This is a genomic window from Paraburkholderia sp. JHI2823 (assembly GCF_038900695.1).
Lineage (GTDB): Bacteria > Pseudomonadota > Gammaproteobacteria > Burkholderiales > Burkholderiaceae > Paraburkholderia > Paraburkholderia mimosarum.
This window is the reverse complement of sequence record NZ_JAYMRY010000023.1, coordinates 76,768-102,320: the sequence shown is the minus strand read 5'-3', so window position 1 is coordinate 102,320 and position 25,553 is coordinate 76,768. Positions and strand designations below refer to the sequence as shown.

At 67.1% G+C, this 25,553-nt stretch carries 22 protein-coding genes and 1 pseudogene; 16 read left to right on the top strand and 7 right to left on the bottom strand.

The genetic code is table 11. From position 1 onward, the window contains the following. Positions 1 to 34 precede the first annotated feature (34 nt). From VSR34_RS23405 to VSR34_RS23395, 3 genes and pseudogenes are all read left to right on the top strand, one after another. Positions 35 to 1,096, top strand: a complete 1,062-nt coding sequence (locus VSR34_RS23405) for an alkene reductase (protein WP_028209604.1) — start codon at positions 35 to 37, stop codon at positions 1,094 to 1,096. A 286-nt stretch (positions 1,097 to 1,382) separates the two neighbouring features. Next, positions 1,383 to 1,577 (top strand): DUF3562 domain-containing protein, encoded by a 195-nt coding sequence (locus tag VSR34_RS23400; protein WP_028209605.1) that lies wholly within the window; start codon positions 1,383 to 1,385, stop codon positions 1,575 to 1,577. A gap of 254 nt (positions 1,578 to 1,831) precedes the next feature. Then, positions 1,832 to 2,062: pseudogene (locus VSR34_RS23395) on the top strand (DUF2866 domain-containing protein); the annotation flags it as partial. A 125-nt stretch (positions 2,063 to 2,187) separates the two neighbouring features. Here the strand turns inward: VSR34_RS23395 and dapA are convergent. The 4 genes from dapA to VSR34_RS23375 all read right to left on the bottom strand — a co-directional run bounded on the left by dapA (position 2,188) and on the right by VSR34_RS23375 (position 5,208). Continuing rightward, positions 2,188 to 3,042, bottom strand: a complete 855-nt coding sequence (gene dapA, locus VSR34_RS23390) for a 4-hydroxy-tetrahydrodipicolinate synthase (protein WP_028209606.1) — start codon at positions 3,040 to 3,042, stop codon at positions 2,188 to 2,190. A 310-nt stretch (positions 3,043 to 3,352) separates the two neighbouring features. Next, positions 3,353 to 3,793, bottom strand: a complete 441-nt coding sequence (locus tag VSR34_RS23385; RefSeq protein WP_342963679.1) for a polymer-forming cytoskeletal protein — start codon at positions 3,791 to 3,793, stop codon at positions 3,353 to 3,355. Positions 3,794 to 3,845: 52 nt separating this feature from the next. Continuing rightward, the gene (locus VSR34_RS23380) at positions 3,846 to 4,202 is read right to left on the bottom strand and encodes a hypothetical protein (RefSeq protein WP_051390712.1); all 357 of its coding nucleotides are present in this window, start codon (positions 4,200 to 4,202) and stop codon (positions 3,846 to 3,848) included. Beyond that, positions 4,195 to 5,208 (bottom strand): M23 family metallopeptidase, encoded by a 1,014-nt coding sequence (locus VSR34_RS23375; protein ID WP_342963678.1) that lies wholly within the window; start codon positions 5,206 to 5,208, stop codon positions 4,195 to 4,197. The genes VSR34_RS23380 and VSR34_RS23375 overlap by 8 nt, the downstream gene beginning before the upstream one ends. A gap of 439 nt (positions 5,209 to 5,647) precedes the next feature. Here VSR34_RS23375 and VSR34_RS23370 point away from each other — a divergent pair, with 439 nt between their 5' ends. Further along, on the top strand, positions 5,648 to 6,940 hold the full coding sequence (locus VSR34_RS23370) for an aspartate carbamoyltransferase (RefSeq protein WP_028209610.1): 1,293 nt from the start codon (positions 5,648 to 5,650) through the stop codon (positions 6,938 to 6,940). Between the two features lie 75 nt (positions 6,941 to 7,015). Here VSR34_RS23370 and VSR34_RS23365 read toward each other — a convergent pair whose 3' ends face one another. Next, the gene (locus VSR34_RS23365) at positions 7,016 to 7,219 is read right to left on the bottom strand and encodes a hypothetical protein (protein WP_342963677.1); all 204 of its coding nucleotides are present in this window, start codon (positions 7,217 to 7,219) and stop codon (positions 7,016 to 7,018) included. Between the two features lie 297 nt (positions 7,220 to 7,516). Between VSR34_RS23365 and VSR34_RS23360 the strand changes: the two genes are divergently transcribed. The 8 genes from VSR34_RS23360 to VSR34_RS23325 all read left to right on the top strand — a co-directional run bounded on the left by VSR34_RS23360 (position 7,517) and on the right by VSR34_RS23325 (position 18,548). After that, positions 7,517 to 9,169: a cyclic nucleotide-binding domain-containing thioredoxin-disulfide reductase gene (locus tag VSR34_RS23360; protein WP_028209612.1), complete on the top strand. Its 1,653-nt coding sequence runs from the start codon at positions 7,517 to 7,519 to the stop codon at positions 9,167 to 9,169. A gap of 347 nt (positions 9,170 to 9,516) precedes the next feature. Then, positions 9,517 to 10,227 (top strand): 2Fe-2S iron-sulfur cluster-binding protein, encoded by a 711-nt coding sequence (locus VSR34_RS23355; RefSeq protein ID WP_342963676.1) that lies wholly within the window; start codon positions 9,517 to 9,519, stop codon positions 10,225 to 10,227. Between the two features lie 16 nt (positions 10,228 to 10,243). Further along, a complete protein-coding gene (locus VSR34_RS23350) occupies positions 10,244 to 11,254 on the top strand; it encodes a xanthine dehydrogenase family protein subunit M (protein ID WP_342963675.1) in 1,011 nt (336 codons plus the stop codon). Next, positions 11,251 to 13,482 (top strand): xanthine dehydrogenase family protein molybdopterin-binding subunit, encoded by a 2,232-nt coding sequence (locus VSR34_RS23345; RefSeq protein WP_028230645.1) that lies wholly within the window; start codon positions 11,251 to 11,253, stop codon positions 13,480 to 13,482. Before VSR34_RS23350 ends, VSR34_RS23345 begins: the two co-directional genes overlap by 4 nt. A gap of 148 nt (positions 13,483 to 13,630) precedes the next feature. Beyond that, on the top strand, positions 13,631 to 14,218 hold the full coding sequence (locus VSR34_RS23340; RefSeq protein WP_342963674.1) for a nucleotidyltransferase family protein: 588 nt from the start codon (positions 13,631 to 13,633) through the stop codon (positions 14,216 to 14,218). Between the two features lie 182 nt (positions 14,219 to 14,400). Next, on the top strand, positions 14,401 to 14,550 hold the full coding sequence (locus tag VSR34_RS23335) for a hypothetical protein (protein WP_167334413.1): 150 nt from the start codon (positions 14,401 to 14,403) through the stop codon (positions 14,548 to 14,550). A 434-nt stretch (positions 14,551 to 14,984) separates the two neighbouring features. After that, complete coding sequence (locus VSR34_RS23330; RefSeq protein WP_028209617.1) at positions 14,985 to 16,532, top strand: methyl-accepting chemotaxis protein; 1,548 nt, start codon at positions 14,985 to 14,987, stop codon at positions 16,530 to 16,532. Positions 16,533 to 16,727: 195 nt separating this feature from the next. Continuing rightward, positions 16,728 to 18,548, top strand: a complete 1,821-nt coding sequence (locus VSR34_RS23325) for a penicillin-binding protein 2 (protein WP_342963673.1) — start codon at positions 16,728 to 16,730, stop codon at positions 18,546 to 18,548. Between the two features lie 82 nt (positions 18,549 to 18,630). Here the strand turns inward: VSR34_RS23325 and VSR34_RS23320 are convergent, their stop codons facing one another. Next, on the bottom strand, positions 18,631 to 19,005 hold the full coding sequence (locus VSR34_RS23320) for a DUF4148 domain-containing protein (RefSeq protein ID WP_028209618.1): 375 nt from the start codon (positions 19,003 to 19,005) through the stop codon (positions 18,631 to 18,633). Positions 19,006 to 19,154: 149 nt separating this feature from the next. Then, complete coding sequence (locus VSR34_RS23315; RefSeq protein ID WP_342963687.1) at positions 19,155 to 19,907, bottom strand: Crp/Fnr family transcriptional regulator; 753 nt, start codon at positions 19,905 to 19,907, stop codon at positions 19,155 to 19,157. Positions 19,908 to 20,103: 196 nt separating this feature from the next. On the opposite strand from VSR34_RS23315, the gene VSR34_RS23310 reads away from it, so the two are divergent. The 4 genes from VSR34_RS23310 (at position 20,104) to fliD (ending at position 25,491) form a co-directional block, all read left to right on the top strand. Beyond that, a complete protein-coding gene (locus tag VSR34_RS23310) occupies positions 20,104 to 21,792 on the top strand; it encodes an acyl-CoA synthetase (protein ID WP_342963672.1) in 1,689 nt (562 codons plus the stop codon). Between the two features lie 330 nt (positions 21,793 to 22,122). Beyond that, positions 22,123 to 22,440 (top strand): hypothetical protein, encoded by a 318-nt coding sequence (locus VSR34_RS23305; protein WP_028209621.1) that lies wholly within the window; start codon positions 22,123 to 22,125, stop codon positions 22,438 to 22,440. An 836-nt stretch (positions 22,441 to 23,276) separates the two neighbouring features. Continuing rightward, a complete protein-coding gene (locus VSR34_RS23300; RefSeq protein WP_028209623.1) occupies positions 23,277 to 23,870 on the top strand; it encodes a YigZ family protein in 594 nt (197 codons plus the stop codon). Positions 23,871 to 24,030: 160 nt separating this feature from the next. Further along, positions 24,031 to 25,491 carry a flagellar filament capping protein FliD gene (gene fliD, locus VSR34_RS23295; protein WP_036017663.1) on the top strand — a complete coding sequence of 487 codons (1,461 nt, stop codon included), beginning with the start codon at positions 24,031 to 24,033 and terminating at the stop codon, positions 25,489 to 25,491. The last annotated feature ends 62 nt before the right edge of the window (positions 25,492 to 25,553 follow it).

The window sequence follows — 25,553 nt, the reverse complement described above, 5'->3', positions numbered from 1 at the left end:
GCCCGCGGGCCGTGCCCGCCGACAAGGTAAAACTATGGCAACGCTTTTCGACCCCATCCAGATCGGCGCCCTCACCCTGCCGAACCGCATCATCATGGCTCCGCTCACGCGTCAGCGCGCCGGCGAAGTGCGCGTGCCCAACGCGCTCATGGCGAAGTACTACGCAGAACGCGCGACAGCGGGCCTCATCATCAGCGAGGCGACTTCGGTGACGCCGCAAGGCGTCGGCTATGCCGAAACGCCGGGCATCTGGTCGCAGGAGCAGGTGGAAGGCTGGAAGATCGTGACGGATGCCGTGCACGCCGCGGGCGGCCGCATCTTTCTGCAACTGTGGCATGTGGGCCGGGTGTCCGACCCGGTGTTCCTGAACGGCGAACTGCCCGTCGCGCCCAGCGCGATCGCGCCGCAAGGCCATGTGAGCCTCGTGCGCCCGCAGCGCGCCTACGTCACGCCGCGCGCGCTCGAAACGGATGAAATCGCTGGCGTGATCGCCGCATTCCGCCAGGGCGCCGTCAACGCGAAGGCAGCAGGCTTCGACGGCGTGGAAATCCACGGCGCGAACGGCTACCTGATCGACCAGTTCCTGCAAGACAGCACCAACCAGCGCACCGACGCCTATGGCGGCTCGATCGAGAACCGCGCGCGCCTGCTGCTCGAAATCACCGACGCGTGCATCGATGTGTGGGGCGCGGACCGCGTGGGCGTGCATATCGCGCCGCGCGGCGACGCTCACACGATGGGCGACTCGGACCCGGCAGCGACGTTCGGCTACGTCGCGCGCGAACTGGGCAAGCGCAAGATCGCGTTTCTCTTCGCGCGCGAAGCGCTGGGCGATAACCGCCTCGGGCCGCAGTTGAAGGCGCAATTCGGCGGTCCGTTCATTGCGAACGAGAAGTTCTCGCTCGAATCGGCGCAGGCCGTGCTCGCGGACGGCGAAGCCGACGCCGTCGCATGGGGCCAGTTGTTCATCGCGAACCCCGATCTGCCGCGCCGCTTCGAACTGAACGCGCCGCTCAATGCGCCGAATCCGTCGACGTATTACGCGCGCGGCGAAACAGGCTATACGGACTATCCGTCGCTCGAAACCGCGGCATAACACCCCGCATACAGGCCAGGCAATCGTAGAAAGACTGCGGCCTGTAGACGCACGTCACCGGCGGCCACGGCGAGGCAGAATGCCTGTACCGTGGCCGTTCTGCGCTGGAAAGGCCTGAAGGCCCGGGGGTTGCACGGGTATGGACGATTAACCTCAGACAGATCGCGTGCCCGCTCCCTCCCTTGGGAGCCGTTCGATAGCCGGATTCAATTGGCATCCCGTGCGCGCATATCCTTGAATTCAATACCCGGCCTCCCACCCCTTTTTCGCTGACCGGAGCCAAGTCATGCCGAAAGCCGACATCGCCAAAATCGTGCATACCATCGCCGAAGAAACGAATACACCCGAGGAAACCGTGGCGCGCATTTACGCCGACACCCTCGATGAATATCGCGCCGAAGCGCGCATCCACGACTACCTCACGCTCTTCGCCGAGCGCAAAGTGCGCGCGACGCTGCGGCAAAACAGCACGAAGCACTAGCCGCACACACTGTCGCGCCTGCTTTTTCGCCTGCCGCGTCCGGCCGGCTGTCTCCTGCCACGCTCCCTCCCGCTGCGCACCTCGATCGGGTTCGCGCGGCGTCCCCGCGGCGTCCTTTTCGCACGCAGCGGCGCGCGCATCGTCATCTCTTAAGGTTGGTTTAATTCTTTGCTGCAACCATAGGTTCAACCCCTGTTGAGCCGCCGGATCATCGGCGGCGTTTTTTTGCGCGGCAAATCTAGGAGGAGGAAGTCATGGTTGAAGACGACGTGCTGGTGCACCTGCAGTCCCTGCTGCGCGAGGGCGCCGCTTCGACGGTCGCGTCATGCCGTGTCTCCACGCCGCTCCAGCATCCGTGGGGCCGCGCCTACCGGCTCGTCGAATGGACGACGCCGCTCGACGACGGCGCCCGCCGCCAGGTCGTGCCCGCCGAGAGCACGGCGCTCGAAATCGCGCGCCTCGTCGCGCAGCACGTGCCCGGGCGCCGCATCCTGCTCAACGGCGAACCCGTCGCCGAAGAAGCCCCGCGCACGCGCCGCCGTCGCGCGTCCAGCGCGGCGAATGCCCGCGCGGCGCGCTAGAAGCGCCGCTTTCGGGCGCCGTCGCGGCGTCAGACCGCGAGCCGCGCCAGCGACTCCTCAAATTCACGGCTCGCGCACGTCATCGGTGCGCGCAGTTCATTGCGGATCAGCCCGCGCGCCGCAAGCCCCGCCTTCACCGGACCCGGATTCGGCTCCGCGAATGCCGCGCGCACGAGCGGCACCAGCGTGTGCCAGATCGCGCGCGCCTCGGCGAGACGCCCTTCCTGCAACGCGCGCGCCATCTCCACGAAACGCTCGGCACGCCAATGCGCCGACGCTGCAATCGCGCCGCTCGCGCCCGCGCACATCGCGCCGAACATCTCGATGTCCTCGCCGCATAGCACCTGCAAGCGGCCGTCGAGGATCAGGGCGAGCGTCTTGTCGAGCGAACCGCCGCAGTCCTTCACCGCGACGATGCGTTCGTGCGCGGCGAGTTCGAGCAGGCTAGTCAGCTCGATGCCCACGCCCGTGCGCGCGGGAATGTCATAGACGATCAGCGGCTTGCGGCTCGCGTCCGCGAGTGCTGAAAAATGGCCGATCACCCCGGCCTGCGAAGGGCGAACGTAATAAGGCGCCGACGCCAGCACGCCCGCGATAGGCAACTCGTTGAGCGCCGCGATGCGCTCGCAGACGGCCGCCGTGTGATTGCCGCTCACGCCCGCCACGACCGGCAGGCCGCCGGCCGCGGCGAGCACGGTGGCGAGAACGTCGTCCGCCTCTTCTTCGCTCAGCGCGGCGGGCTCGCCGGTCGTGCCGAGCGCGACGAAGCCGGACACGCCGGCCTCCACGTAATGGCGCACGAGCGCGTCGAGCGCGGCGTGATCGACGGCGCCCGCGTTGAACGGCGTGATGAGCGGAATCCAGATACCCGAAAACTCAGTCATGACTTTCCCTTGAACTCGACCGTATGGAAGGTCCATCAGCGGTGCGCGGGAGGGAAGCAAGCCGGGGTTACGCGGGAGGCAAGGCGCCTTCGACTGGCTGTTCCATCGCAACATCTGACGGAACAGCAGACTCCGGTCAGATGAGCGGCTGTTTTTTGGCTTTGGCTTTCACCCACACCGACGAAGCCTGCGCGAGCGGCGACACCGCGCGCAACGCGGCGGTGACATTCGGCAGATCGTGAGGGAGCGGGTGATGTGGCATGTCGCGCAGTGTAACCGGCTTTGGGCATCGGCGTGCGCAAGCGCGCGCTTATTCGCGCGGCAGCACCTCGAATTCCGGCGCGTCGAGGAGCAGACCCGGCGCTTCGCCCAGGGCGCCGGGATCTCGCTTCGTGAGCTTGCCGTCAACCGAAGCCCCGCAGTCCATCTGCAGTTGCTGGTAGTAGATGCTGCCGACCACATGCGCGTTGGACTGCAGTTCGACGAAGTGATCGGCGATCACGTCGCCCTGGATGCGCCCGTTCACCACGATGTCGTAACCGTGCACGTTGCCCTCGATCGCGCCGCGCTCGCTCAACACGAGCAGCGTCTTCGCGCCGGCCTTGCTCGCGACCTTGCCGCGCACCCGGCCGTCGAGACGCAGCCCGTCGGCATATTCGAGGTCGCCCGTGATCGTGATGTCCTGGGCGATCAGCGTCGCCAGCTTGGTTTGTTCGATGCCGGGCTGCGGCTTCTTCTTGCTGCGGAACATGAAAAGCTCCCGTGAGGGGTGGATGACGAAGAGAGATGGCGCGTGCGGAGTGTCAGCGCGACCCGGCGCCGTGGCTGCGCAGGAACAGCAGCTCGGCCTGCAGCTTCGCGATCGTGGCCTGCGCGCCATCCGCCGTGGACTGGAGCACGGCGCGCGCGGCGCGCTCCTGCTCGAGCCGCAATTGCGTTTCGCTCAGTTCGCGGCTCAACGCATCGGGGGCGACCACGGGGCAGCGCACCTCGCCTTGCGGTCTGAGCAGCCACGCCGCGACGCCCGCGCCGGCCGCCGCCGCGAGCGCGGCCCACAGCAGCGCGCCGCCCAGGCGCCACGCGCGCGAGCGGACCGGTTGCAATTCGTAAGCGCGATCCGCGTGCGTGTGCACGCGTGCGGTGCGTCGCGCGTCAGCCATTGAGCGGCGCCGCGAAGAGCGCGAGGTAGTCGGCCGGATCGACGGGCTGTCCGTTCACGAGCACTTCGAAATGCAGGTGCGGGCCGGTCGAGCGGCCGGTCGAGCCCACGTCCGCGATGTGCGCCTGCGGCAGCACGATCTGGCCCACCCGCACGTCGATCTTCGACGCGTGGCCATAACGCGTGACGAAGCCGTTGCCGTGGTCGATCTCCACTGCGTTGCCGTAGCCCGCGTTCGGGCCCGCGAAAATCACGCGGCCGCCCGCGGCGGCAAGAATGGGTGTGCCGGTCGGCGCGACCAGATCCATGCCCGGATGAAAGCTCAGCCGGTGCGTGAACGGGTCGATGCGATTGCCGAACGGTGAGCCGTCGCGACCACCGTCCACTGGGCGGCGGCCAGGAAATGCGGCCCACGCGGCCGTGTGCGCGGCCGTGGCCTGCTCGAGAGCGGAAAGCGTCGCGGCCATGCAGTCCAGTTCACCGTTGACGCGCTTCGCATTCGCCCGCGCAGCCGAGCCTTCCGCGCAGCGGCGCGGCGCGAGCGCGGGGCCGCCCTCGCCGTCCGCGTCGTTGCCCGTCTCGCCTGCGTCACCCTGATCGCCCGAGCGGCCTGGCACGGCAGAAGGCGTGGCGCCTCGCGCGGGCCGCGCGCGCAGTCGCTGATCGAACTGCCGCAATTGCGCAAGCTCCGCTGACAGGCGGCCGATGCGCGGATCGAGCAAGGCAATTGACGCGTCCATCCGTCCGATTTCGCCGACGACGTAGTGGTGCTGGCTTGCCCCGGGCTGGCTTGCCCCGGGCTGGCTTGCCCCGGGCAGGCTCGCCCCGGCGACGCCCGACATGACTGGCGGCCGCGTGAAATGGCCGATCGCGACGCCGCCGGCGAGCGCCAGCACGGCGGAAGCGCACGCCGACGCGATCGCGGCGCGCCGAGCCGCGTGGTGCGTGACAAAGCGGACATCGCGCTTCGTCAGATCGTCGGCGGCACTGGACCAGGGGAATTTCATGAGCAGCCTCCTGGGGCGCGCACGCGCTGCATAGGCGCGCTCCGGAAGCGAAGTGGCGGAGCTAATGCGGACATCTTCGGCTGACATAGCCGGCATACGCCGGCCTGGAAAAATCAAAGCGCCGATTATCGTCGCGTCGCAAAAAACCCCATCCCAATTTAAATTGCGCGTCGCGCGCGCCGCCTGGAAAGGACCGGGCGAACGAGCCCCGCGGCGCGGTCTTGCGGGCGATAAACCCATGCCCGGACAGGCGAAAACGACTCGCACCGCTCGCGTCCTTCGCTGACTGCGTGGTATTGACGCACCGCTGCCGCAGCGCGTGAAGCGGCGCCTGGGCACTCCCACGGCAGGGCCGCTTTTTGGCAAAAGAACTTGACTTCTCGCGCCGCCGAACTAATATACGCACCGCGTACATCAACCAGCCATCACGGGTGCCAGCATGAGCGTTCCGCAACAAGCCTTCCTCCGTGACGCCATGCGGCGTCTGAACATGACCCGCGATGCGTTCGCGAGCCGCATCGGCGTCTCGCGCCGCGCGCTCGATACGTGGCTGCTGCCCGAAGAGTCGCAGGAATCGCGCGCCATGCCGGAAATCGTCGAGCGCTTCGTCTCGGAAATCGTCGGCAGCGCCGAGCCGCGCGAAGGCTATACGCAAAGCGTAGATTCACAGTCGCTCGCGAGCCAGATGCAGTTCGAAGGCAAACCGCAGCTGCTTTCCGTCGATCAGTTCTCGCGCGACGCCGTCGAGAAGCTGTTCCGCGTGGCGGACATCATGCAGCCCATCGCGCGCCGCCGGAAAATCTCGCGCGTGCTCGAAGGCGCGGTGCTCGGCAACCTGTTCTTCGAAGCCAGCACGCGTACGCGCGTGAGCTTCGGCGCCGCGTTCTGCCGGCTGGGCGGTTCGGTGTGCGACACGACGGGCTTCACGTTCTCCTCGATGGCGAAGGGCGAATCGATCTACGACACGAGCCGCGTGATGGCCGGCTACGTGGATGCCATGGTGATTCGGCATCCTGATCAAGGCTCGGTGGCCGAATTCGCGCGCGCCGTGAACATTCCCGTGATCAACGGCGGCGACGGTCCCGGCGAGCACCCGAGCCAGGCGCTGCTCGACCTCTACACGATCCAGCGCGAGTTCTCGCGTCTGGGCAAGATCGTCGACGGCGCGCATATCGCGCTCGTGGGCGACCTCAAGTACGGCCGCACGGTGCACTCGCTCGTGAAGCTGCTCGCGCTCTATCGCGGCATCAAGTTCACGCTGATTTCGCCGCCGCAGCTGGAAATGCCGGCGTACATCGTCGACAAGATCTCCACCAACGGCCACGTGGTCGAGCAAACGCACGACCTGCGCGCGGGCCTGCGCGGCGCAGACGTGGTGTACGCCACGCGCATCCAGAAGGAGCGTTTCGCCGACGAGTCGTTCGAAGGCTACACGCCCGAGTTCCAGATCAACCAGGCGCTGATGGACGAGTGCTGCAGCGCCGAGACGCTCGTCATGCACCCGCTGCCGCGCGACAGCCGCCCGGGCGCGAACGATCTCTCGACCGATCTGAACCATGATCCGCGCCTCGCGATCTTCCGCCAGACCGACAACGGCATTCCGGTTCGCATGGCGATATTCGCGGTGCTGCTGGGCGTGGAGAATCTCGTGCAGCACTCGATGCGCGACGCCGTATGGCGTCCGCCTGCGTACCTCGGCCCGGACGACGCCGTGTTTCACGGCATCGACTGAGCCTCGTTGCGCTCACAACGCAATCGGCCCGCACGCGTCACGCTGCGGGCCGTTTGTTTTAGCGAGTACCGCCCGTTACGACGTGCAGACCGTCACGCACGTCAGCGCTTCCGCTTTTTCGGCGGCATCGATCGCGGTTTCCAGCGCTTCGAGCGGATGGTGCTCCAGCTCAATGGCATCGAGCGGCACCTGCCCCGACCGCACGAGCGCGATCAGCGCCCGAAAGTCCGCGCCGCTGTACATGAAGTGCCCCATCAGCTCCCAATTGTTGATCAGCATCTACCGATACGTGATGGGCAAGTCCACCTCCATACTGCCCATGAGCACCATGCGGCCGTTGCAGCACAGGCTGCGCAGCGCGGCGAGCGTAGCGTTCGGATCGGTGGCGTGACCATGTCGAAAGCGAGGTCGGCGCCGCCGTTCGCGGCGGCTCGGATCGCCTCGACGTCGCGCGCCATTTTGGGCGCCATTCATCAGTCGATTGAATCGGCGAACGGTTCGCATGCGCGCCGCCTATACTGCATGAGCGTCGCCCTTCCCTCGTCGTTTGCTGCTTGCACGCTACCTTGCGAAGCCATGCTGACCTTAGACGAAATCCGCGCGGTCCCGCTTTTCTCCTCGCTCCCCGAAGCCGAACTCGAGCGCCTCGCCAATTCCTCTGCAGACTTGCACCTGTGCCCCGGCGAATACGCCGTCCATGAAGGCGGCGAGCGCGCGCTCTACGCCGTGCTGTCCGGCAAGATGGAGGTCGTCAAGCTGTTCGACGGCGTCGAGCGCACGCTTGGCTGGCGCACGCCCGGTACGATCTTCGGCGAAGTGCCGCTCGCGCTGAGCTCGCCGTTTCCCGGCGCCTATCGTGCTGCCGTTCCCTCGCGCGTCATGCGCGTGGACGCGCAGCACTATTACGCGCTCGCCGCCGCCTCCTCCGAAGTCGCCACCCGCATGGGCGCGCTCGCGCGCGAACGCATAGGCGGCTTGCAAGGCCTTTCCGCGGAACCGCCGAAAACGCGCGTCACCCTCGTGGGCGCGCGCTGGGACCCGGCTTGCGCAAACCTGCGCCAGTTCCTCGCGCGCAACCAGATCAGCTGCGAGTGGATGACGCCCGACGCACCCGATCTCAACTCCCGCTGGAGCGGCCCCTGCCCCGAGGAACGGGACTGCCCTGCTTTGCGCCTCGCCGATGGCACGGTGCTGAGCCGCCCTGCCACGCGCGAGCTTGCCGAGCGTCTCGGGCTGCAGACCAAACCGCGTCTGATGGAATACGACACGCTGATCATCGGCGGCGGGCCCGCAGGGCTCGCCGCTGCCGTCTATGGCGCATCCGAAGGACTCCATACCATTGTGGTCGAGCGCGAAGCGCCAGGCGGTCAGGCGGGCACCTCCTCGCGCATCGAGAACTATCTGGGCTTTCCAGGCGGCATATCCGGCGACGAGCTGGCGAGCCGCGCGTTGCAACAGGCCAGACGGCTTGGCGCCGAGATCCTCGTCACGCGGGCCGTCGATCGCGTGGATGCCGCTGCGCGCGAAGTCCACCTCGACGGCGGCGACGTGGTGCGCGCGCGCACGCTCATTCTCGCAACGGGCGTGACGTGGCGGCGCCTCGCGATCGAAGGCTTCGACCGCTTCATCGGCAAGGGCATCTACTACGGCGCGGCACGCAGCGAGGCAAGCGGCACGCATGGACTCGACGTGTATCTGATCGGCGGCGGCAATTCATCGGGGCAAGCCGCACTGTACTTCGCGAGTCATGCACGCGCCGTTACGCTCCTCGTACGCGGCGACTCGCTCGAGAACAAGATGTCGCGCTACCTGGTCGAACAGCTCGCGGGAAAGACGAATGTGCGCGTCGAACTGAACGCCGAAGTGGTCGGGGTGCATGGCGATACGCACCTCACCGCCGTCGACGTTCGCGACACGGCGAGCGAGAGCGTAAGCCGCCGCGAGTGCGGCGGCCTGTTCGTCTTCATCGGCGCGGACGCGGAAACGGGCTGGCTGCCGCCGGAGATCGCCTGCGACAAGCGCGGCTACGTGCTGACCGGCGACGATAACGTAAAGGCCGGGCGCTGGGCGCACCGGCGCGACCCTTATCTGCTCGAAACGAGCGTGCCCGGCATCTTCGCCTGCGGCGACGTGCGGCTGAGCCCGGTGAAACGCGTGGCCTCGGCCGTTGGCGAAGGCAGCATGGCCATCGCCTTCGTGCATCGATATCTTCAGGAAGAGCGCGCGTAGCCTTTTCGCAAAACAGGATCGCGCGCGCCATCTTTCAAAGCGCTTTTTTCGGCCTTCAGAATTGCAAATCTGTCCGCAGCGACAGCTGCGTGCCACGCTCGCGTCAGCCACGCGACAGCGCTACGACAGTCAACCCTCTGCACTGAAAAATTCACACGTTAGCGCTTTACTTTCGCGCTCTGGAAGTGCAATTTTCAGTTCCTGGCGTGCCCGGCCGATCAACCGCGGCACCGGAATTGCTGCGCAAAAGAGGCGCGACGCTGTGAAGAAGAAGCCCTGCGCATTCATGCGCAGCTAGCGCTAGAAGTCCCGGTTCACGTTATTCATCCTGGAGTCCGCAGACCGCCATGTCCAACGAACGTCCCCTCGATGCGCCGTGCGACTGCGACGACGCCTCTCAAACTCCCAACTCGCGCGCGCCCGCCGACGTCGCGCGCCGCCGTTTTCTGCAATCGGCCGCTGCCGCTGCCGCACTGGGCGCAGCGCCTCATCTGCGTGCGCAGAATGCGCCGGGCGCCCAAACGCCAGCGCCAGCGCCCGCGCCTGCACAACCGGTCAGGCTCGACATCAACGGCCGCGAATATGTGCTGCATATCGAGCCGCGCGTCACGCTGCTCGATGCGCTGCGCGACTATGCAGGCCTCACCGGCACGAAGAAAGGATGCGACCGCGGGCAGTGCGGCGCATGTACGGTGCTGGTGGAAGGCCGGCGCATCAACAGTTGCCTCACGCTCGCGGTGATGCATGAGGGCGAGCGCATCACCACGGTCGAAGGCCTCGCCGGCGCGGCCGCGCTGAGTCCCGTGCAGCGCGCCTTTATCGAACGCGACGCCTTCCAGTGCGGCTTCTGCACGCCAGGTCAGCTGTGTTCGGCAACGGCGTGCCTGAGCGAATTCAAGACTGGCGCAGCCAGCGCCGCAACGCCCGACGTTCGCACGCGCCCCGCGCAACTGAGCGATGCGGAAATACGCGAGCGCATGAGCGGCAACCTGTGCCGATGCGGCGCCTATGTCAACATCGTGGCCGCAGTGCGCGACGCGCACGCCGCCAGCGCGTGAGAGCGGAGGCACGGCCATGGATGCCATCTCTTACCAGCGCGCCGCCGACGTCGATGGCGCGATCTCTGCCGCACAGCGTCCCGGTGCGGCTTTCATTGGCGGCGGCACGAATCTGCTCGATCTCATGAAGGGCGGCATCGAGCATCCGGTGACGCTCATCGACATCACGCGCATCGAGGCGCTCGATCGCATCGATACGCTGCCTGATGGCGGCCTGCGCATCGGCGCGCTCGTGCGCAACAGCGACGCAGCCAATCACACGCTCGTGCGCACCCGTTATCCGCTGCTCTCGCAGGCCCTGCTCGCGGGCGCCTCGCCGCAACTGCGCAACATGGCGACCGTGGGCGGCAATCTCATGCAGCGCACGCGCTGCGCGTATTTCTACGACACCGCTTTCGCTCAATGCAACAAGCGCGCGCCAGGCAGCGGCTGCGCGGCAGTCGGCGGCTTCAACCGCATGCACGCGATCCTCGGCGCGAGCGCGCAATGCGTGGCCGTCAATCCGTCCGACATGAGCGTCGCGCTCGCGGCACTCGACGCCACCGTGCAGGTGCGCGGCCCGCGCGGCGCGCGGACCATCGCGTTCGGCGCATTCCATCGCCTGCCCGGCGACCGGCCCGATCTCGACACGACGCTTCAATCAGGTGAACTGATCACGTCTGTCGATTTGCCGCCGCCCTTGTTCAGCGAGCATGCGCACTACCTCAAGGTCCGCGACCGCGCGAGCTACGCCTTCGCGCTGGTCTCGGTGGCCACCGCGCTCCAGCTCGACGGGCATCGCGTTCGCACGGCGCGCATCGCGCTCGGCGGCGTGGCGCATCGGCCCTGGCGCGCAAACGTGGCGGAGCAGCATCTCGCGGGCCGCACGCTCAGCGCTTCGACGCTGCGCGAGGCGGCCGCGGCGGAACTCGCGCAGGCAAAGCCGCTCAGCGGCAACGCCTTCAAGGTCGGGCTCGCCCAGCGCGCGATCATCCGCTCGACGATGCTCGCTGCCGGGCAAGGCAACCGCGATGGAGACTTCGCATGAGCATGCTGACCGGACAACCCATGGACCGTATAGACGGCGTGCTCAAGGTGACGGGCGGTGCCCTCTATGCGAGCGATTTCCCCGAAACGCGGCTTGCGCATGGCGTGCTGGTGACGAGCACGATCGCGAGCGGCACCATCGCGTCGATCGACACGAGCCGCGCGCAGTCCATGCCGGGCGTGCTGCTCGTCATGACGTACCGGAACGCGATGCGCCTGCCCAACGGCGGACGCACACCGCTCAAACCGCCGGCAGGACGACACCTCACGCTGCTGCAGGACAACGTCGTGCGCTACAGCAACGAACCGGTTGCGGTCGTGGTGGCCGACACGCTGGAGCACGCCACCGACGCCGCGCATCACGTGAGCATCACCTACGCTCCCACGCAGGCCACGCTCGACTTCGACAGCGCGAAAGGCGAGGCCCATGCGCCGCCGAGCCCGATGGGGCGGCCCGTCGAATCGACGCGCGGCAACGTCGAAGCGGGCTTGCAGGAAGGCGCGGTGCGCGTCGAGGCGGTCTACACCACGCCCACGCAATTCCACAATCCCATGGAGCCGCACGCGACGATGGCGCACTGGGATGGCCCCGACCTCACGCTTTACGACGCCACCCAGGGGGTGAGCGGCGCCCGCACCGCCGTAGCGGCCGTGTTCGGCATCGCGCCCGACAACGTGCGCGTGATCTCGCCGTTCCTCGGCGGCGGCTTCGGCTGCAAGGGTTCGTCGTGGTCGCACGTGAGCCTGTGCGCGATGGCTGCGAAGCAGACGGGGCGCCCCGTGCGGCTGGCGCTCGCGCGTCCCCAGATGTTCGGTCCGGTCGGCTCGCGCCCGCACACGGAACAGCATCTCTCGCTTGCCGCACGCCCGGACGGCACGCTCACCGGACTGCGCCACGACACGCTCGCCCACACCTCCTCGTTCGAAGACTGGCTGGAGATGTGCGGCCTCGTCACGCGCATGATGTACGCGGTGCCCAATTGCAGCACGAGCCATCGTGTCGTACCACTGAATGTCGGCACTCCGACCTTCATGCGCGCGCCGGGTGAAACGACGGGCTCGTTCGCCCTCGAATCGGCGATGGACGAACTCGCCTGGCAACTGAAGATGGACCCGGTCGCGCTGCGCCTGAAGAACTACGCCGAAAGCGAGCCCCAGGATGGCAAGCCGTGGTCGTCGAAGGCGCTGCGTCAATGCTACGAAACGGGCGCGCAACGCTTCGACTGGTCGCGCCGCATCGCGACGCCGCGCGCCATGCGCAACGGCAACACGCTCATCGGCCTTGGCATGGCGAGCGCGACCTATCCCGCGAACCGCAGCGAGGCGGCCGCCGTGGCGCGCATCCTGCCCGATGGCACGGCGATGGTCGCATCGGGCACCCAGGATATCGGCACGGGCACGTACACGGTGATGACCCAGGTCGCCGCCGACGCGCTCGGCTTCCCGCCCAACCGCATTCGCTTTGCGCTGGGCGATTCGACGCTGCCGCAAGCGCCCGTCTCCGGCGGCTCGCAATCGGCCGCGAGCGTCTCGCCGGCGGTGCAGGCCGCTGCCACGGCGGCGCGCGACAAGCTCATGGCGCTTGCGCGCGCCGATCGCGCATCGCCCGTCTACGGTCTCGCCGCCGATGACGTGACCGTGCAGGACGGCTGGGTCGTGAGCCGCAGCGACAGTGCGCGCCGCGACCCGGCCGCCGCCGTCATCGCGCGCGCGGGCGGCCAGCCGATCGAGGCTCAGGTGGCCGCGAAGCCGGGCGCGGAAAAGCAGCAGTACGCGTTTCACTCATTCGGCGCCGTGTTCGCCGAAGTGCATGTCGATGCGGATATCGGAACCATACGGGTGGCGCGCATCGTCGGCGCCTACGACGTGGGGCGCGTGCTCAACGAAAAGACGGCGCGCAGCCAGCTGATGGGCGGCATGGTGTGGGGCGTGGGCACGGCGCTACACGAGGAGGGCCTCTTCGACACGCGCATGGGCCGCATCGCCAACAACAACCTCGCGGAGTATCACGTGCCCGTGAACGCGGACATCGGCGAACTCGACGTGCTGTTCGTCGGCGAGCCGGACCTGCGCTTCAACCCGGTCGGCGTTCGCGGCATTGGTGAGATCGGCATCACCGGCGTGCCGGCGGCCATCGCGAACGCCGTGTTTCACGCCACCGGCGTGCGCGTGCGCGACTTGCCGATCACGCTCGACAAGGTCGTTCCGCAGATGAATTCGCTTGCATGATCTGCACTGAGGCGGCTGCAGTGCAGGACCTGCACTCGCGCGGTGCATGAGGTGTCGGCGAATGCCGAAGTATTCGCGCGCGCCACTTGCCTCACGCGCGCGCGCGCCGCACAATCACTGATCACCCTCTTCGCGGCGTTCCACACCCATGGCCTATGCTTCGCTCGCCACCGGCGTGCTGCTCGCCGCCGGCACCGGTTCGCGCTTCGATCCCCACGGTCTGCGCAACAAGCTCCTCGCTCCCCTTCCCGAGGGCACCTGTGTCGCCCGCGAATCCGCGCAGCGGCTGTTGCGCGTCGTGCCCAAAGTCATCGCGGTGGTGCGCCCCGGTGCGGAGACGCTCGCGCATGTGCTCAACGACGCCGGTTGCGACGTGGTGTTCGCGCCAGACGCCGGGCGCGGCATGGGCGCAAGTCTTGCCGCGGGTGTGGATGCCGACCATGAAGCGGAGAGCTGGATCGTCGCGCTCGCCGACATGCCGTGCATTTCGGTCGAATCGATCGAAGCCGTGGCGCGTTCGCTGGACGGAGGAGCGCCCCTCGTCGCGCCGTTTTATCGCGGGCAGCGCGGGCACCCGGTGGGTTTCGGCTACGCGCACCGCGCGGCGCTCGTCGCGCTCGACGGCGACGCGGGCGCCCGATCGCTGCTGAGCTCGCACCTGGTCACTCGCGTCGAAGTGGACGACCCCGGCATTCTGCGCGACATCGACACGCCCGCCGACCTGAACGGGCTCTGATCGATTGCCGGGCCCATGTGCGGCGCGATGTTCCGATTGCAGGCGCGCGTGACTGAAAAGCGCTGAAGATTGCGATTGATAACCGCCGCCCCGATTGTCCACCAGGCATGACATCGATCGCCTAGGCTATAAGGTGACGCGCACAACGCGGCGAAACGCTTTTAGCGCAAGAGGAACTCGCGATGATCTGTTCGCATACGAATCCGCTTCCCGATCCGCTCGCCGATCCGACGCGGGACCCCGAGCGCGACCCCCTCACCCCGCCGCCACCGGGACATCACAACGACGAACCCCAGCAGCCCGAGGGGCCGCCCGACAAAGACCCGGTGTGACCGCCTGCCCGGTCTCCACGACCGGGCGTTGCATTCCTCGCGAGAAACGGCGCTTGCCGGCGCAATGCACGAGCGCCGCGGTTCTTCTTGTGGTTCGCGTCGCATGCATTTCCGAAACGGCTGGCGAGCCGGGATTTCGCATGAGCGTGCCGATGGTGCGCCTGCACCGCTGGTTCGCTCCCGGCACCGCAGGTTTCCGCTCCCGATTCCGACGATGCCCCTCGTCCATCCGCCGAAGTCCGTAGGCGCGCTCGCCGATGTTTGCTCCACATCAAAGTTTGTTGTTTTGTATGAGGAAAAGCTGCCTGGGCAAGGGTTCCCCCTGGGTCGCGCGCACGTTTGCGCGAGCCGTTAACACAGGCTGACGGCCTCGTTCGCACCCACGTCCGGACCGTCAAGCAGCCCATCTCGACACCCGACCGACCATGCAGAAGATGACCCTCAACAAGAAACTCCGCTCGATGATCGCGATTCTCTGGATCGGCCTGATCTTGATCGTCGCGTTTGGCGCCTGGCAAAGCCGCGAGGCGATGATCCGCGAGCGCCGCGCGCAGCTCACCACGCTCGTGGAAGAAGCGGCGAGCGTCGCGAACTACTACTACGGCCTCTCGCAACGCAACGCGCTATCCGAAGCCGACGCCCAGAAGACGGCGCTCGCCGTGATCGGCTCGATCCGCTACGGCTCCGACGGCTATCTGAGCGTCAACAACTCGCAGGCGGTCATGCTGATGCACCCGATCAAGCCCGAGCTCAACGGCAAGGACCTCAGCGCCTCCACCGACCCCGCGGGCACCCACATATTCACTGGGCTCGTGAACGCGGCGAGCGGCCCGAACGGCGGCTTCCTCGACTACCTCTGGGCCAAGCCCGGGCAGAGCGAACCGGTGCAGAAGACGAGCTACGGACGCCGCTTCGCGCCGTGGGACTGGGTGATCGTGACCGGCATGTACATGGACGACGTGCGCGCCGAGTTCTACGACAGCCTGCTGCACTGGCTCGGCGTCACCTTCCTGCTGGGCGCCGCCGCCACCGCCGTGATGGTGTTCGTGGTGCGCAGCGTGCGCAGCAGCATCGGCGGCGAGCTCGAAGGGGCGGTGGACGCGGCCAACCGCATCGCCAACGGCGACCTCAGCCTGCATGTGCACGTGGAAGGCTCGAACGAGCACAGCCTGATGCGTGCGCTCGCAACGATGCAAGCCTCGCTCGTGCAAACCGTCTCGCGCGTGCGCAGCGGCGCGGAGAACATCAACGTGGGCGCCAACGAGATTGCGGCAGGCAACACCGATCTCTCGCAGCGCACCGAGGAGCAGGCGGCGGCGCTCGTGCAGACCGCCTCGAGCATGGACCAGATGACGGCGAACGTGCGCCAGAACGCGGACAGCGCCCAGCATGCGGCGACGCTCGCGAGCGAGGCCGCCAACGTCGCGACGCGCGGCAGCGCCGTGGTGGACGACGTGGTGCGCACCATGGGCGAGATCACGACGAGCTCGCAGCAGATCGGCGACATCATCGGCGTGATCGACGGCATTGCGTTCCAGACCAACATCCTGGCCTTGAACGCGGCCGTGGAAGCCGCGCGTGCGGGCGAACAGGGCCGCGGCTTCGCAGTGGTGGCCGCCGAGGTACGCAGTCTCGCGCAGCGCTCGGCCACGGCCGCCAAGGAGATCAAGGCGCTGATCGAAAAGTCCACCGGCACCGTGACCGAAGGCCAGCAGCTCGTGACCAATGCGGGCTCGACGATGACCGAGATCGTGCAGTCGGTGCGGCGCGTGCACGAGATCCTCGAGGAAATCAGCAACGCCTCGCGCGAGCAGAGCGCCGGCATCGAGCAGGTCAACCGCGCCGTGGGCGAGATGGATCAGGTGACACAGCAGAATGCGGCGCTCGTCGAACAGGCCGCGGCCGCTGCGCATTCGCTCAAGGATCAGGTGAACGTGCTGCGCGAGTCGATCGCGAGCTTCCAGTTGCCGGCGCACGCTTGACGCCGCGGCGCTGATTCCCCCGCCTTCCTGCCGGGCCGCGTTCGCGGCCCGCTTCGTTTTCCGCCTCCCCTGTTCGCCCCCAGCCGCATGACGGCCCGCCACGCGCGCCCGGCCGCGTGGCGCGCGTGCGCGCAGCATTTCAATTAAATTACACAATGTTTACAATGTGACGCTGCCCCCCACCCCGCCTTGCCGATGATCCGCTCCAGGAAACCGCCGCGCGACCCGCACGCGGCCGCGACCCGTCACCCGATGCTTGCGCCGCGCCTGCCCGCGTGGCGCTCCAGGTTCATCGTGTTCGTCACGTTCGCGGCCTTCGCGGCGCTGGCGGGGCGCGCGTTCTGGGTACAGGTGGCCAATCACGGCTTCTACGTGAAGCAGGGCCAAAAGCGCTACCAGCGCACGCTGGAACTCGACGCCATGCGCGGGCGCATCGTCGACCGCAACGGCGCGCTGCTGGCCGTGAGCCTCGCGACCTTCGAAGTCTGGGTGAATCCCAGGCTGCTCGATGCGGCCGCGCACGCGCCGCTCGCACGCCTGCTCGACATGCCGCTCGCGGAGCTGGCCCGGCGCGTCGGCAACGACCGCTCCTTCGTGCTGCTCAAGCGCCAGGTGGACGCAGAAACGGCGGCGCACATCGACGAGATGGGCACCGGGGGCATCACCCTGATCGCGGACTCGAAGCGCTACTACCCCGAGGGCGAATCGGCGGCGCACGTGGTGGGCTTCACCGATATCGAAGACGCGGGCCAGGAGGGCGTGGAGCTCGCCGCCAACGCGCGGCTGCGCGGCACGCCGGGCCAGCGCGAAGTCATCCGCGACCGGCTCGGGCGCGTGGTTTCGGAGCCCAGCTCACGCGTGCAGCCGCGCAACGGCGAAACCGTGCAACTCACGATCGACCGCCGCGTGCAGCAGCTCGCCTACACGCAGCTCAAGGCGGCCGTGGCCAGACACCACGCCCAGGCAGGCAGCGTCGTGGTGCTCGACGCGCAGAACGGCGAAATCCTCGCGCTCGCGAACTGGCCTTCATTCGACCCGAACGACCGCGCGCGGCTCACCGGCAATCAGTTGCGCAATCGCGCCGTGGTCGACACGTTCGAGCCCGGTTCGACGATCAAGCCCGTGGTGGTCTCGCTCGCGATGGATCTGCGCAAGGTCAACGCGAACACGATCATCGACACATCGCCGGGCACGTACCGCATCGGCCCCGCAACGATCCACGACACCTCGAACCACGGCCGCATGACCGTGGCCGAGGCCATCCAGAAGTCGAGCAATATCGCGCTCGCCAAGCTCGCGCTGAATCTCCCCGCGCAGACCATCTGGGACAAGTATCAGGCGTACGGCCTTGGGGAGAAGCCCGGCGTCACGTTCCCCGGCGTGGCGGCTGGCCGCGTGCGGCCGTGGGCGCGCTGGCGGCCCATCGAGCAGGCGACGATGGCGTACGGCTATGGCCTTTCCGCGTCGCTCCTGCAGATGGCGCAGATCTACACGGCCTACGCCGGGGACGGCACGCTGCATCCGGTCACGCTGCTGCGCGATGGGCAAGGCGACCCGGGCAGCGCGCAAACGCCAACGCAGGCCAGGGGCCCGCGCAGCGTCACGACGCCGGCCACGGCGGCCGCCATGCGCAAGATGCTGGAGATGGCGACGAGCGACGGCGGCACGGGGCGGGCCGCCAACGTGGACGGCTATCGTGTGGGCGGCAAGACGGGCACGGCGCGCAAGCAGATCGGCGCGGGCTATGCGAAGAACCGCTATCGCGCGCTGTTCGTCGGCATGGCGCCGATGAGCGCACCGCGCGTGATCGTGGCGGTGATGATCGACGACCCGGCGGGCAAGGCCTTCTATGGCGGCACGGTCGCTGGGCCCGTGTTCGCGGGCGTGACGGCCGGCGCGCTGCAACTGCTCGGCGTGCCGCCGGACATCGCGGCCAGCGCGGAGGGCACCTCGGCATCCCGGATGGCGGCGTGCGGCGCGGCCGATACGAACTGCGCCGCCCGGTCGACACGCTGATTGGGGCAGTGCGCGTCGGCATCCCGCGCACGGCTCGCGCACGGTTACCGAGCGGAGCGTCTCTTAACGTCGAACGGCGCTGTCAATGATGGCGATACACGCGCGACGGCTCGCCGCCTGACACGGTAGCGGGCCCGCCACTTTCCACGTTCACCGCAGGCGGGTCGCCATAACCGGATTGCGCGACCGGTTCCTGGCGCTGCCGCTCTTGCGCGAGGCGCGCTTGTTCGGCGCGCTTTTCCGCGAGGCGGCGCATGGCGAGCTCCACGTCGTCGGGATACGTGGCGTTGTTCGCCGCCGAAGGGTTGTAGCCCACCGACTCCAGATCGATCAGCTCCTGGGACACCTGAGCGCGCGTCACCGGGCCATTGCCGTTGCCGGCGGACTGGGCAAACGACACAGCGGGCACGATCGCCATCATAGAAACCACCGCCGCGCGGAGCATTACATTCTTCACCTTGCTTTCCTCTTTGTTCAAGGACTCACGGCCCGTGTGGCGCGATGAGTCGATGCGCAAAGTCTACGCAGAGGTGCAATGGGCAAAAACCGGCTCGCGCGGGAGAGAGTCTTCTATTCCGCGCAAGATTGGTGAGGACTTCTGTGCGCTCAGATCTGATCGCGGCCGAATGCGCGCAGCCCATCGAGATCGAGCACATCCACGCGGTTGTACGAGAGCGAGACGAGCCCGTGCCGCTCGAGCGTCTGCAAGGCCTGGTTGATTCGCTGCCGCGACGCGCCCGCCAGCATGCCGATCTCCTCCTGCGAGATGTCGAGCGCACGTCCCGTCTCGGGGTAGAGATCGGGATTGAACATTTGCGCGAGCGACTGCGCGACCCGCGCATCCACGTCGAGCAACCGGCTGTTCTGGATCAGCGCGATGAACTCGCCCATGCGGTTGTTGAGCTGGTGGATCACGAAGCGGTTGAACGGCAGGCTGCAGTCCATGAGCCGGTGAAAGGTGTCCGCGGGCACGGCCATGACGAGCGACGGCTGCAGCGCGATCACGTCGTACTTGCGCGGCTCGCGCTTGATGACACTGCCCTCGCCGAACCAGCCGCCATGCGGCACGCCCGAGAACGTGCAGCCGCGCCCCGAAGCGTTGAAGATCGCGAGCTTCACGAGACCCTGGCTCACGCCGAGCCACCAGTCGGAGGGCGCTTCGCGCGCGGCGACGATGGCGCCCGCGGCATAGCCGTGGGCATGCGAGGAAGCCAGCACCCAGGCGCGATGCTCGGGCGCGAGCGCGCGAAACCACGTGCAGCGCTCGAAGAGCGCGGCAAGACGCGGCGCGTTCGCGGCGTCGATGCGTTCGCCCTCGCGCCATGAATCGCGCTCGGGCGGCGCCGGGTCTGGGGGCATAATGGATTGCGACATCGCGCTTTCCTGGGTTAAGTCAATTTTTGGCTGGATCGTATCGATCGGGATCGTGCAAAGCGGCCTGCTCTGTCGTGCCGGCGACAGACTGGCAGGCGCGCCCCTGCTACGGTAGCGCGAATCATACCTATAAACCGATAACCGGCCGCCCCGGCCCAATCTATCGTCTGGAGACATCGCCATGTTGCACCCGTACGAAGAAGGTCTCGCGCAGTGCGAGGCCAATTATGTGCCGCTCACGCCCATCGATTTCATCGCCCGCGCCGCCGAAGTCTATGGCGACCGGCTCGCGGTGGTCCACGGCGACGTACGCCGCAACTGGCGCGAGACCTACGCGCGCACGCGGCGGCTGGCCAGCGCGCTCGCGCAGGCGGGCATCGGCCGCGGCGACACCGTGGCGGCACTGCTGCCCAATATCCCCGCCATGGTCGAGGCGCACTTCGGCGTGCCCATGGCGGGCGCCGTGCTCAACACGCTCAACACGCGACTCGATGTCGCAACCATGCTGTTCATGCTGCGTCATGGCGAAGCGAAGGCGCTGATCGTCGATACCGAATACGCCGCGCTCGCGCAGCGCGCGGCAATCGCGTTTCCTAACCTCAAGATCATCAGCGTGGCCGACATCGCGCCCGCCGATCCCGAGAGCTTCGCGCGTGCGACCGACTACGAGGCCTTCCTCGAACAGGGCGACCCCGAGTTCGCCTGGACGCCGCCGAGCGACGAATGGGACGCCATCGCGCTCAATTACACCTCGGGCACCACGGGCGACCCCAAGGGCGTGGTCTATCACCATCGCGGGGCCTACCTCAACGCGGTGAGCAACATCCTCGAATGGGATCTGCCCAAGCACGCCGTGTACCTCTGGACGCTGCCGCTCTTTCACTGCAACGGCTGGTGCTTCGCTTGGACGATCGCCGCGCGCGCGGGCGTGAACGTATGCCTGCGCAGGTTCGACGCGAAGCTCGTGTTCGACCTCATTCGCAGTGAGCGCGTCACGCACTATTGCGGCGCGCCGATCGTGCAGGGCGCACTCGCCGACGCCCCCTCCGAATATCGCGAAGGCATCGCCCACACGGTGCACACGATGGTCGCCGGTGCGCCGCCCGCACCCGCCGTGATCGCGAAGATGAAGTCGATCGGCATCGAGCTCACGCATGTCTATGGGTTGACCGAGGTGTACGGCCCCGCGGCGGTGTGCGCGGTGCAGGAAAACTGGAAGACGCTGCCCGAAGACGAGCAGGCGCGCCTCGCCGCTCGCCAGGGCGTGCGCTATCACCTGCAAAGCGGCGTGAGCGTGCGCAACGCACAGACAATGGAGCCCGTGCCGGCGGACGGCGAAACGCTCGGCGAGATCATGTTCCGCGGCAACATCTGCATGAAGGGCTACCTCAAGAACGAGCGAGCGACTGAAGAGGCGTTCCGCGGAGGCTGGTTCCACACGGGCGACCTCGGCGTGATGACGCCCGACGGCTACGTGCGCATCACCGACCGCAGCAAGGACATCATCATTTCGGGCGGCGAGAACATTTCGAGCATCGAAGTCGAAGACACGCTGTATCGCCACCCGGCCGTCGCGCTTGCCGCAGTCGTGGCGATGCCCGATCCGAAGTGGGGCGAAGTGCCTTGCGCGTTCGTCGAACTGCGGCCCGGCGCGAGCGCCACGGCCGAGGAGATCATCGCGCACTGCCGGCTCTTTCTCGCGCACTACAAGGTGCCGCGCGCCGTGAGATTCGGCGAGCTGCCGCGCACGGCAACGGGCAAGATCCAGAAATATGAGTTGCGCACGCAACTGAATTCGCAAAGCGCAATCGATTTGAGCAGCGCAGAAGCGGCGCAAGCTCCGCAATCGCCGCCTCAGACGAACCGGTAAAAAAGGCATTGTGAGTCTTTGCGGCATGCATCGACTGCGATCCACGAGACATTCGGGCGGCCACCGCAGCCCGAATGTAACGTCAGTTGACAGCCCGACCCTCGGGCGCTTTCCGTCATTTGCGAAGGGCGGCGTTTAATCCTTTCTGCATCAAGGGCCGATTGTCAGATCGGCCCTTTTGCGCCTTTTGTGCAGGAAGAATCGTATGAAACGAAAGCTTACAAGTAGTCACGCATTGCCCCTCTTCCGACCGATAAGCTTTGAACCGTGGTCGCAACGCAAGGCACATCGCTGCCGTGCGACGACGCAATCGAAGAGGAGGTAACTGCAATGAATACGAAGAGCTGGAAGACCCCCGCCCGCGCTATCGCTGCTGCGCTCGTCGCCGGCGGCGCCTTGCTGGGCGCATCGAGCGCGTTTGCTCAGTCCGCGCCGTTTGGCGCGCGTGCCGATTCGGCACACCAATACGGCGCGCCGCACATGATGCCGGTGGACGCACACGTGTCGATTGGCTGGCACGAGGGCCGTTACTACGATGGCCACCGCTACTGGGAGCACGACGAGTGGATGCACCGTCATCCGCATGATCCGGGTCCCCCGCGCTACCGCGACGACGACCGTCGTCCGCCACCCCCGCCGCGTTACTGATCCGTGATCCAGAAGCCGCGCTCGCTCGCGGCGCCCGATAGCGGCACACCGAGGCCGGTCCTCCCGAGAGGGAGACCGGCCTCGGCACATTTCCGGGCCTGACTTCTCCGCGCGTGGATGTTGGCGAAAAAATCGTTCGCTATCCGAATCGTTTTTCCGAAACGGGCCGCCATACAGTGCATCCAGCGCGCGATGCAAACGCGGGCCGGCGCCGCGAAAGGTCGCGGTCAGTAATGGCGGGTAATGCGCGTGCGTTGCCGGCCGCGCGGGCGGCAGGTACCGTTAATGGGCGTTTCGTTCCCCGGAGCGCACCGTGTATTCTCATTGCCCGGCAGCGATGGCCGGGATTTTTTGCGCGCTCGCGGCGGCGCAACGCCGGACACTAGCGCGCTTCAGGCGCCACGCGCACCAGGTTTTTTTTCCGATTGCGCCAACCATTTTGCGGACGTAAGGTGCAACTGCCTCTTGAGAACAGGCGAGCCTTGTAACCCCGGTCGTGAGACATTCCGACCGGGGATTTTTTTGCACGCCTGGCGCCTGGCTATTCGTCCGACGGGCGTGGGCGATGGGAGGCTTGCGCGTCGGCGCCGGAACGGCGCCGCGAGAGAAGGGATATGACGGATCACCGAATGAGGAGTTCGGCTTCGCTCCAGCCAGAGCTAGATCCGTCATGGCGAGCATTATCAGGCCACAAGGCCGGTGCGTCACTAGCACCTGGCGCAAGAAACCCTTACATAAATTGGCACGATAGGGGGACGGACGAGGAAAGCCGCCCGTGCGCATCGGTTAACATGGTGGCTTAGCCCGCGTCACCCACCTGCCGTACCAACCCGCCTGTGCCTACTTTCACGCTCGCCCATCCCGTCAGCGCGGAACTCGAGATCCGCAAGAGCCGTTTCATCGCGCACGCCATTCCCGTTGCCAACCGCGAAGCGGCCATGGCGGAAATACACCGTCTGCGCGACGAACACCCCACCGCCACGCACGTCTGCTGGGCGCTGCTCGCGGGCGGCCAGTCCGGCATGTCGGACGACGGCGAACCTTCGGGCACCGCGGGACGGCCGATCCTCGAAGTCCTGCGCCACCACGACCTCGACGGTGTGCTCGCCGCCGTGGTTCGCTACTACGGCGGCGTGAAGCTCGGCGCGGGCGGCCTCGTGCGGGCCTATACCGACGCCATCGCCAGCGCGTTGCATGGAGCCGTGCGCGTCGAACGCATCGAGCAGGCGCGCCTTACCGTCGAGATGGGCTACCCCGACGAAACCCGCGTTCGCCACTGGATCGAGCAGGCGCAATTCGCGCTCGTCGAGAGTCAGTACACGATGACCGTCCGCCTCACGATCCAGTTGCCCGCCAGCGCCATTGGCACCGCCCGCGACGCGCTGCGCGACCTCACGCAGGGCCGCGCGGGATTTCCGGAGCACGTCTGAGGCCGCGTCGCGCGCGATGCCGCGCGACGAAGCGCGTGATTCTTTCAACTTACTTTCGCTACTTACATAAAGTTTCCAGCAAGCTTGCCGTAATGAAAGCATGGCCGCGCAATCGCGCGTCCCGTCGATCCGACGCACCAGGAACGAACGGACCTCTTTCATGGCAAGCACGATCACGAACACCACCAACGCCACCAACGCCACGATTGCCAGCGCGAACAGCGCCTTGAGCGACGCCGCGCAATCGATCATCAGCGGCGCCACCCACTCCTCGCTCGACGTCAACCAGCTCGTCAAGGCGCTCGTCAATGCGAAGATCGCAGGGCCGAGCGCGATCCTCGTCGCGAAGCAAAACGCCAGCAACACGACGCTGTCGGCGCTCGGCACGCTGAAGTCGGCGCTCGCCTCGCTTCAGACCACACTCGAACCGTTCAAGGACGGCGCCGCGCTGCAACGCTTCACCGTCGCGACGAGCGAGAAAGACAAAGGTTTGAGCGCGGTGGCCGGCAAGGGCGCCGTGGCGAGCCGCTTCACCGTGGAAGTCGATCATCTGGCGACGGCGCACAAACTTGCCTCGGATGCATTCGACACCAGCGAGACGCTCGGCGAGGGGAGCCTCGACATCTCGGTGGGCGGCAGCGCCATGCGCCTGACCCTCGCCGCGGGCAGCAACACGCTCACGGACGTCGCCGCGGCGATCAACCGGGCGAAGGATAATCCGGGCGTCACGGCGTCGGTCATCAACGGCTCGGACGGCCAGCATCTCGTGCTGACCTCGAACAAGACGGGCGTGGTCAACGCCATCGAGGTGACGCCGGGGTCGGGTGTCGACGCGCGCCTTGGGTCCGCACAAATGCGCGAAGTCGTGGCGGCCGGCGACGCCGAAGTGCGCATCGACGGCACCCGCGCGACGAGCGCGAGCAACACGCTGGAGGACGTGGTCAGCGGGCTCACGATCAAGCTCGAAAGCGCCTCGGCGGGCACGAAGCAGACGCTCACCATTGCGCCCGACACCGAAGCGACGGGCACCGCTATCCGCAATTTCGTGAAGGCGTACAACAGCTATGTCGATGCCCTCAACGGGCTGACCTCCTACACGGCCGGCACGGGCTCGACTGGCGCGCAGGCGGGCGCGCTGCTCGGCGACTCGATTGCGCGCACGCTCGCGGCGGCGCTGCCCGCGGTCGTTGCGGCGGGTGCGAAGGGCAGCGACGGCACGCGCCATTCGCTAGGCGAGCTCGGCATAAAGCTCGACAAGAGCGGCAAGCTGGAGATCGACGACGAGACGTTCAAGACAGCGCTGCAACCGGGCAACAGTGCCATTGCCGCGCTGTTCCGCAGTGACGGCATGGCCGCGAAGATGAACAGCGCCATCACGCCCTACGTGCAGTCGAGCGGCATCATCGAGCGGCGCAGCACGGCGATCAACAAGGAGATCGAGGACACCAGGAAGCAAGCGGCCACGCTCGATGCGCGCGCCACTCAGCTCACCGCGCAATTCAACCGCCAGTTCACCGCGCTCAATACGCTGATGTCGATGATGAACCAGAGCCAGCAATACCTGACGCAGCTTTTCGGCGGCGCCAACAGCGCGGGCGCGCTGGCGACCAACCACAAATAGCGCTTGCCGGAACGCGGCGTCGAGCAACGTGGCAAGCGCGCGGCTCGACGCCGGCAAACCCG

Excerpts from the sequence above, each read along its gene's own strand:
- VSR34_RS23405 (WP_028209604.1), top strand. The coding sequence starts at position 35 with ATGGCAACGCTTTTCGACCCCATCCAGATCGGCGCCCTCACCCTGCCG.
- VSR34_RS23400 (WP_028209605.1), top strand. The coding sequence starts at position 1,383 with ATGCCGAAAGCCGACATCGCCAAAATCGTGCATACCATCGCCGAAGAA.
- dapA (WP_028209606.1), bottom strand. The coding sequence starts at position 3,042 with ATGACTGAGTTTTCGGGTATCTGGATTCCGCTCATCACGCCGTTCAAC.
- VSR34_RS23385 (WP_342963679.1), bottom strand. The coding sequence starts at position 3,793 with ATGTTCCGCAGCAAGAAGAAGCCGCAGCCCGGCATCGAACAAACCAAG.
- VSR34_RS23380 (WP_051390712.1), bottom strand. The coding sequence starts at position 4,202 with ATGGCTGACGCGCGACGCACCGCACGCGTGCACACGCACGCGGATCGC.
- VSR34_RS23375 (WP_342963678.1), bottom strand. The coding sequence starts at position 5,208 with ATGAAATTCCCCTGGTCCAGTGCCGCCGACGATCTGACGAAGCGCGAT.
- VSR34_RS23370 (WP_028209610.1), top strand. The coding sequence starts at position 5,648 with ATGAGCGTTCCGCAACAAGCCTTCCTCCGTGACGCCATGCGGCGTCTG.
- VSR34_RS23365 (WP_342963677.1), bottom strand. The coding sequence starts at position 7,219 with ATGCTGATCAACAATTGGGAGCTGATGGGGCACTTCATGTACAGCGGC.
- VSR34_RS23360 (WP_028209612.1), top strand. The coding sequence starts at position 7,517 with ATGCTGACCTTAGACGAAATCCGCGCGGTCCCGCTTTTCTCCTCGCTC.
- VSR34_RS23355 (WP_342963676.1), top strand. The coding sequence starts at position 9,517 with ATGTCCAACGAACGTCCCCTCGATGCGCCGTGCGACTGCGACGACGCC.
- VSR34_RS23350 (WP_342963675.1), top strand. The coding sequence starts at position 10,244 with ATGGATGCCATCTCTTACCAGCGCGCCGCCGACGTCGATGGCGCGATC.
- VSR34_RS23345 (WP_028230645.1), top strand. The coding sequence starts at position 11,251 with ATGAGCATGCTGACCGGACAACCCATGGACCGTATAGACGGCGTGCTC.
- VSR34_RS23340 (WP_342963674.1), top strand. The coding sequence starts at position 13,631 with ATGGCCTATGCTTCGCTCGCCACCGGCGTGCTGCTCGCCGCCGGCACC.
- VSR34_RS23335 (WP_167334413.1), top strand. The coding sequence starts at position 14,401 with ATGATCTGTTCGCATACGAATCCGCTTCCCGATCCGCTCGCCGATCCG.
- VSR34_RS23330 (WP_028209617.1), top strand. The coding sequence starts at position 14,985 with ATGACCCTCAACAAGAAACTCCGCTCGATGATCGCGATTCTCTGGATC.
- VSR34_RS23325 (WP_342963673.1), top strand. The coding sequence starts at position 16,728 with ATGATCCGCTCCAGGAAACCGCCGCGCGACCCGCACGCGGCCGCGACC.
- VSR34_RS23315 (WP_342963687.1), bottom strand. The coding sequence starts at position 19,907 with ATGCCCCCAGACCCGGCGCCGCCCGAGCGCGATTCATGGCGCGAGGGC.
- VSR34_RS23310 (WP_342963672.1), top strand. The coding sequence starts at position 20,104 with ATGTTGCACCCGTACGAAGAAGGTCTCGCGCAGTGCGAGGCCAATTAT.
- VSR34_RS23305 (WP_028209621.1), top strand. The coding sequence starts at position 22,123 with ATGAATACGAAGAGCTGGAAGACCCCCGCCCGCGCTATCGCTGCTGCG.
- fliD (WP_036017663.1), top strand. The coding sequence starts at position 24,031 with ATGGCAAGCACGATCACGAACACCACCAACGCCACCAACGCCACGATT.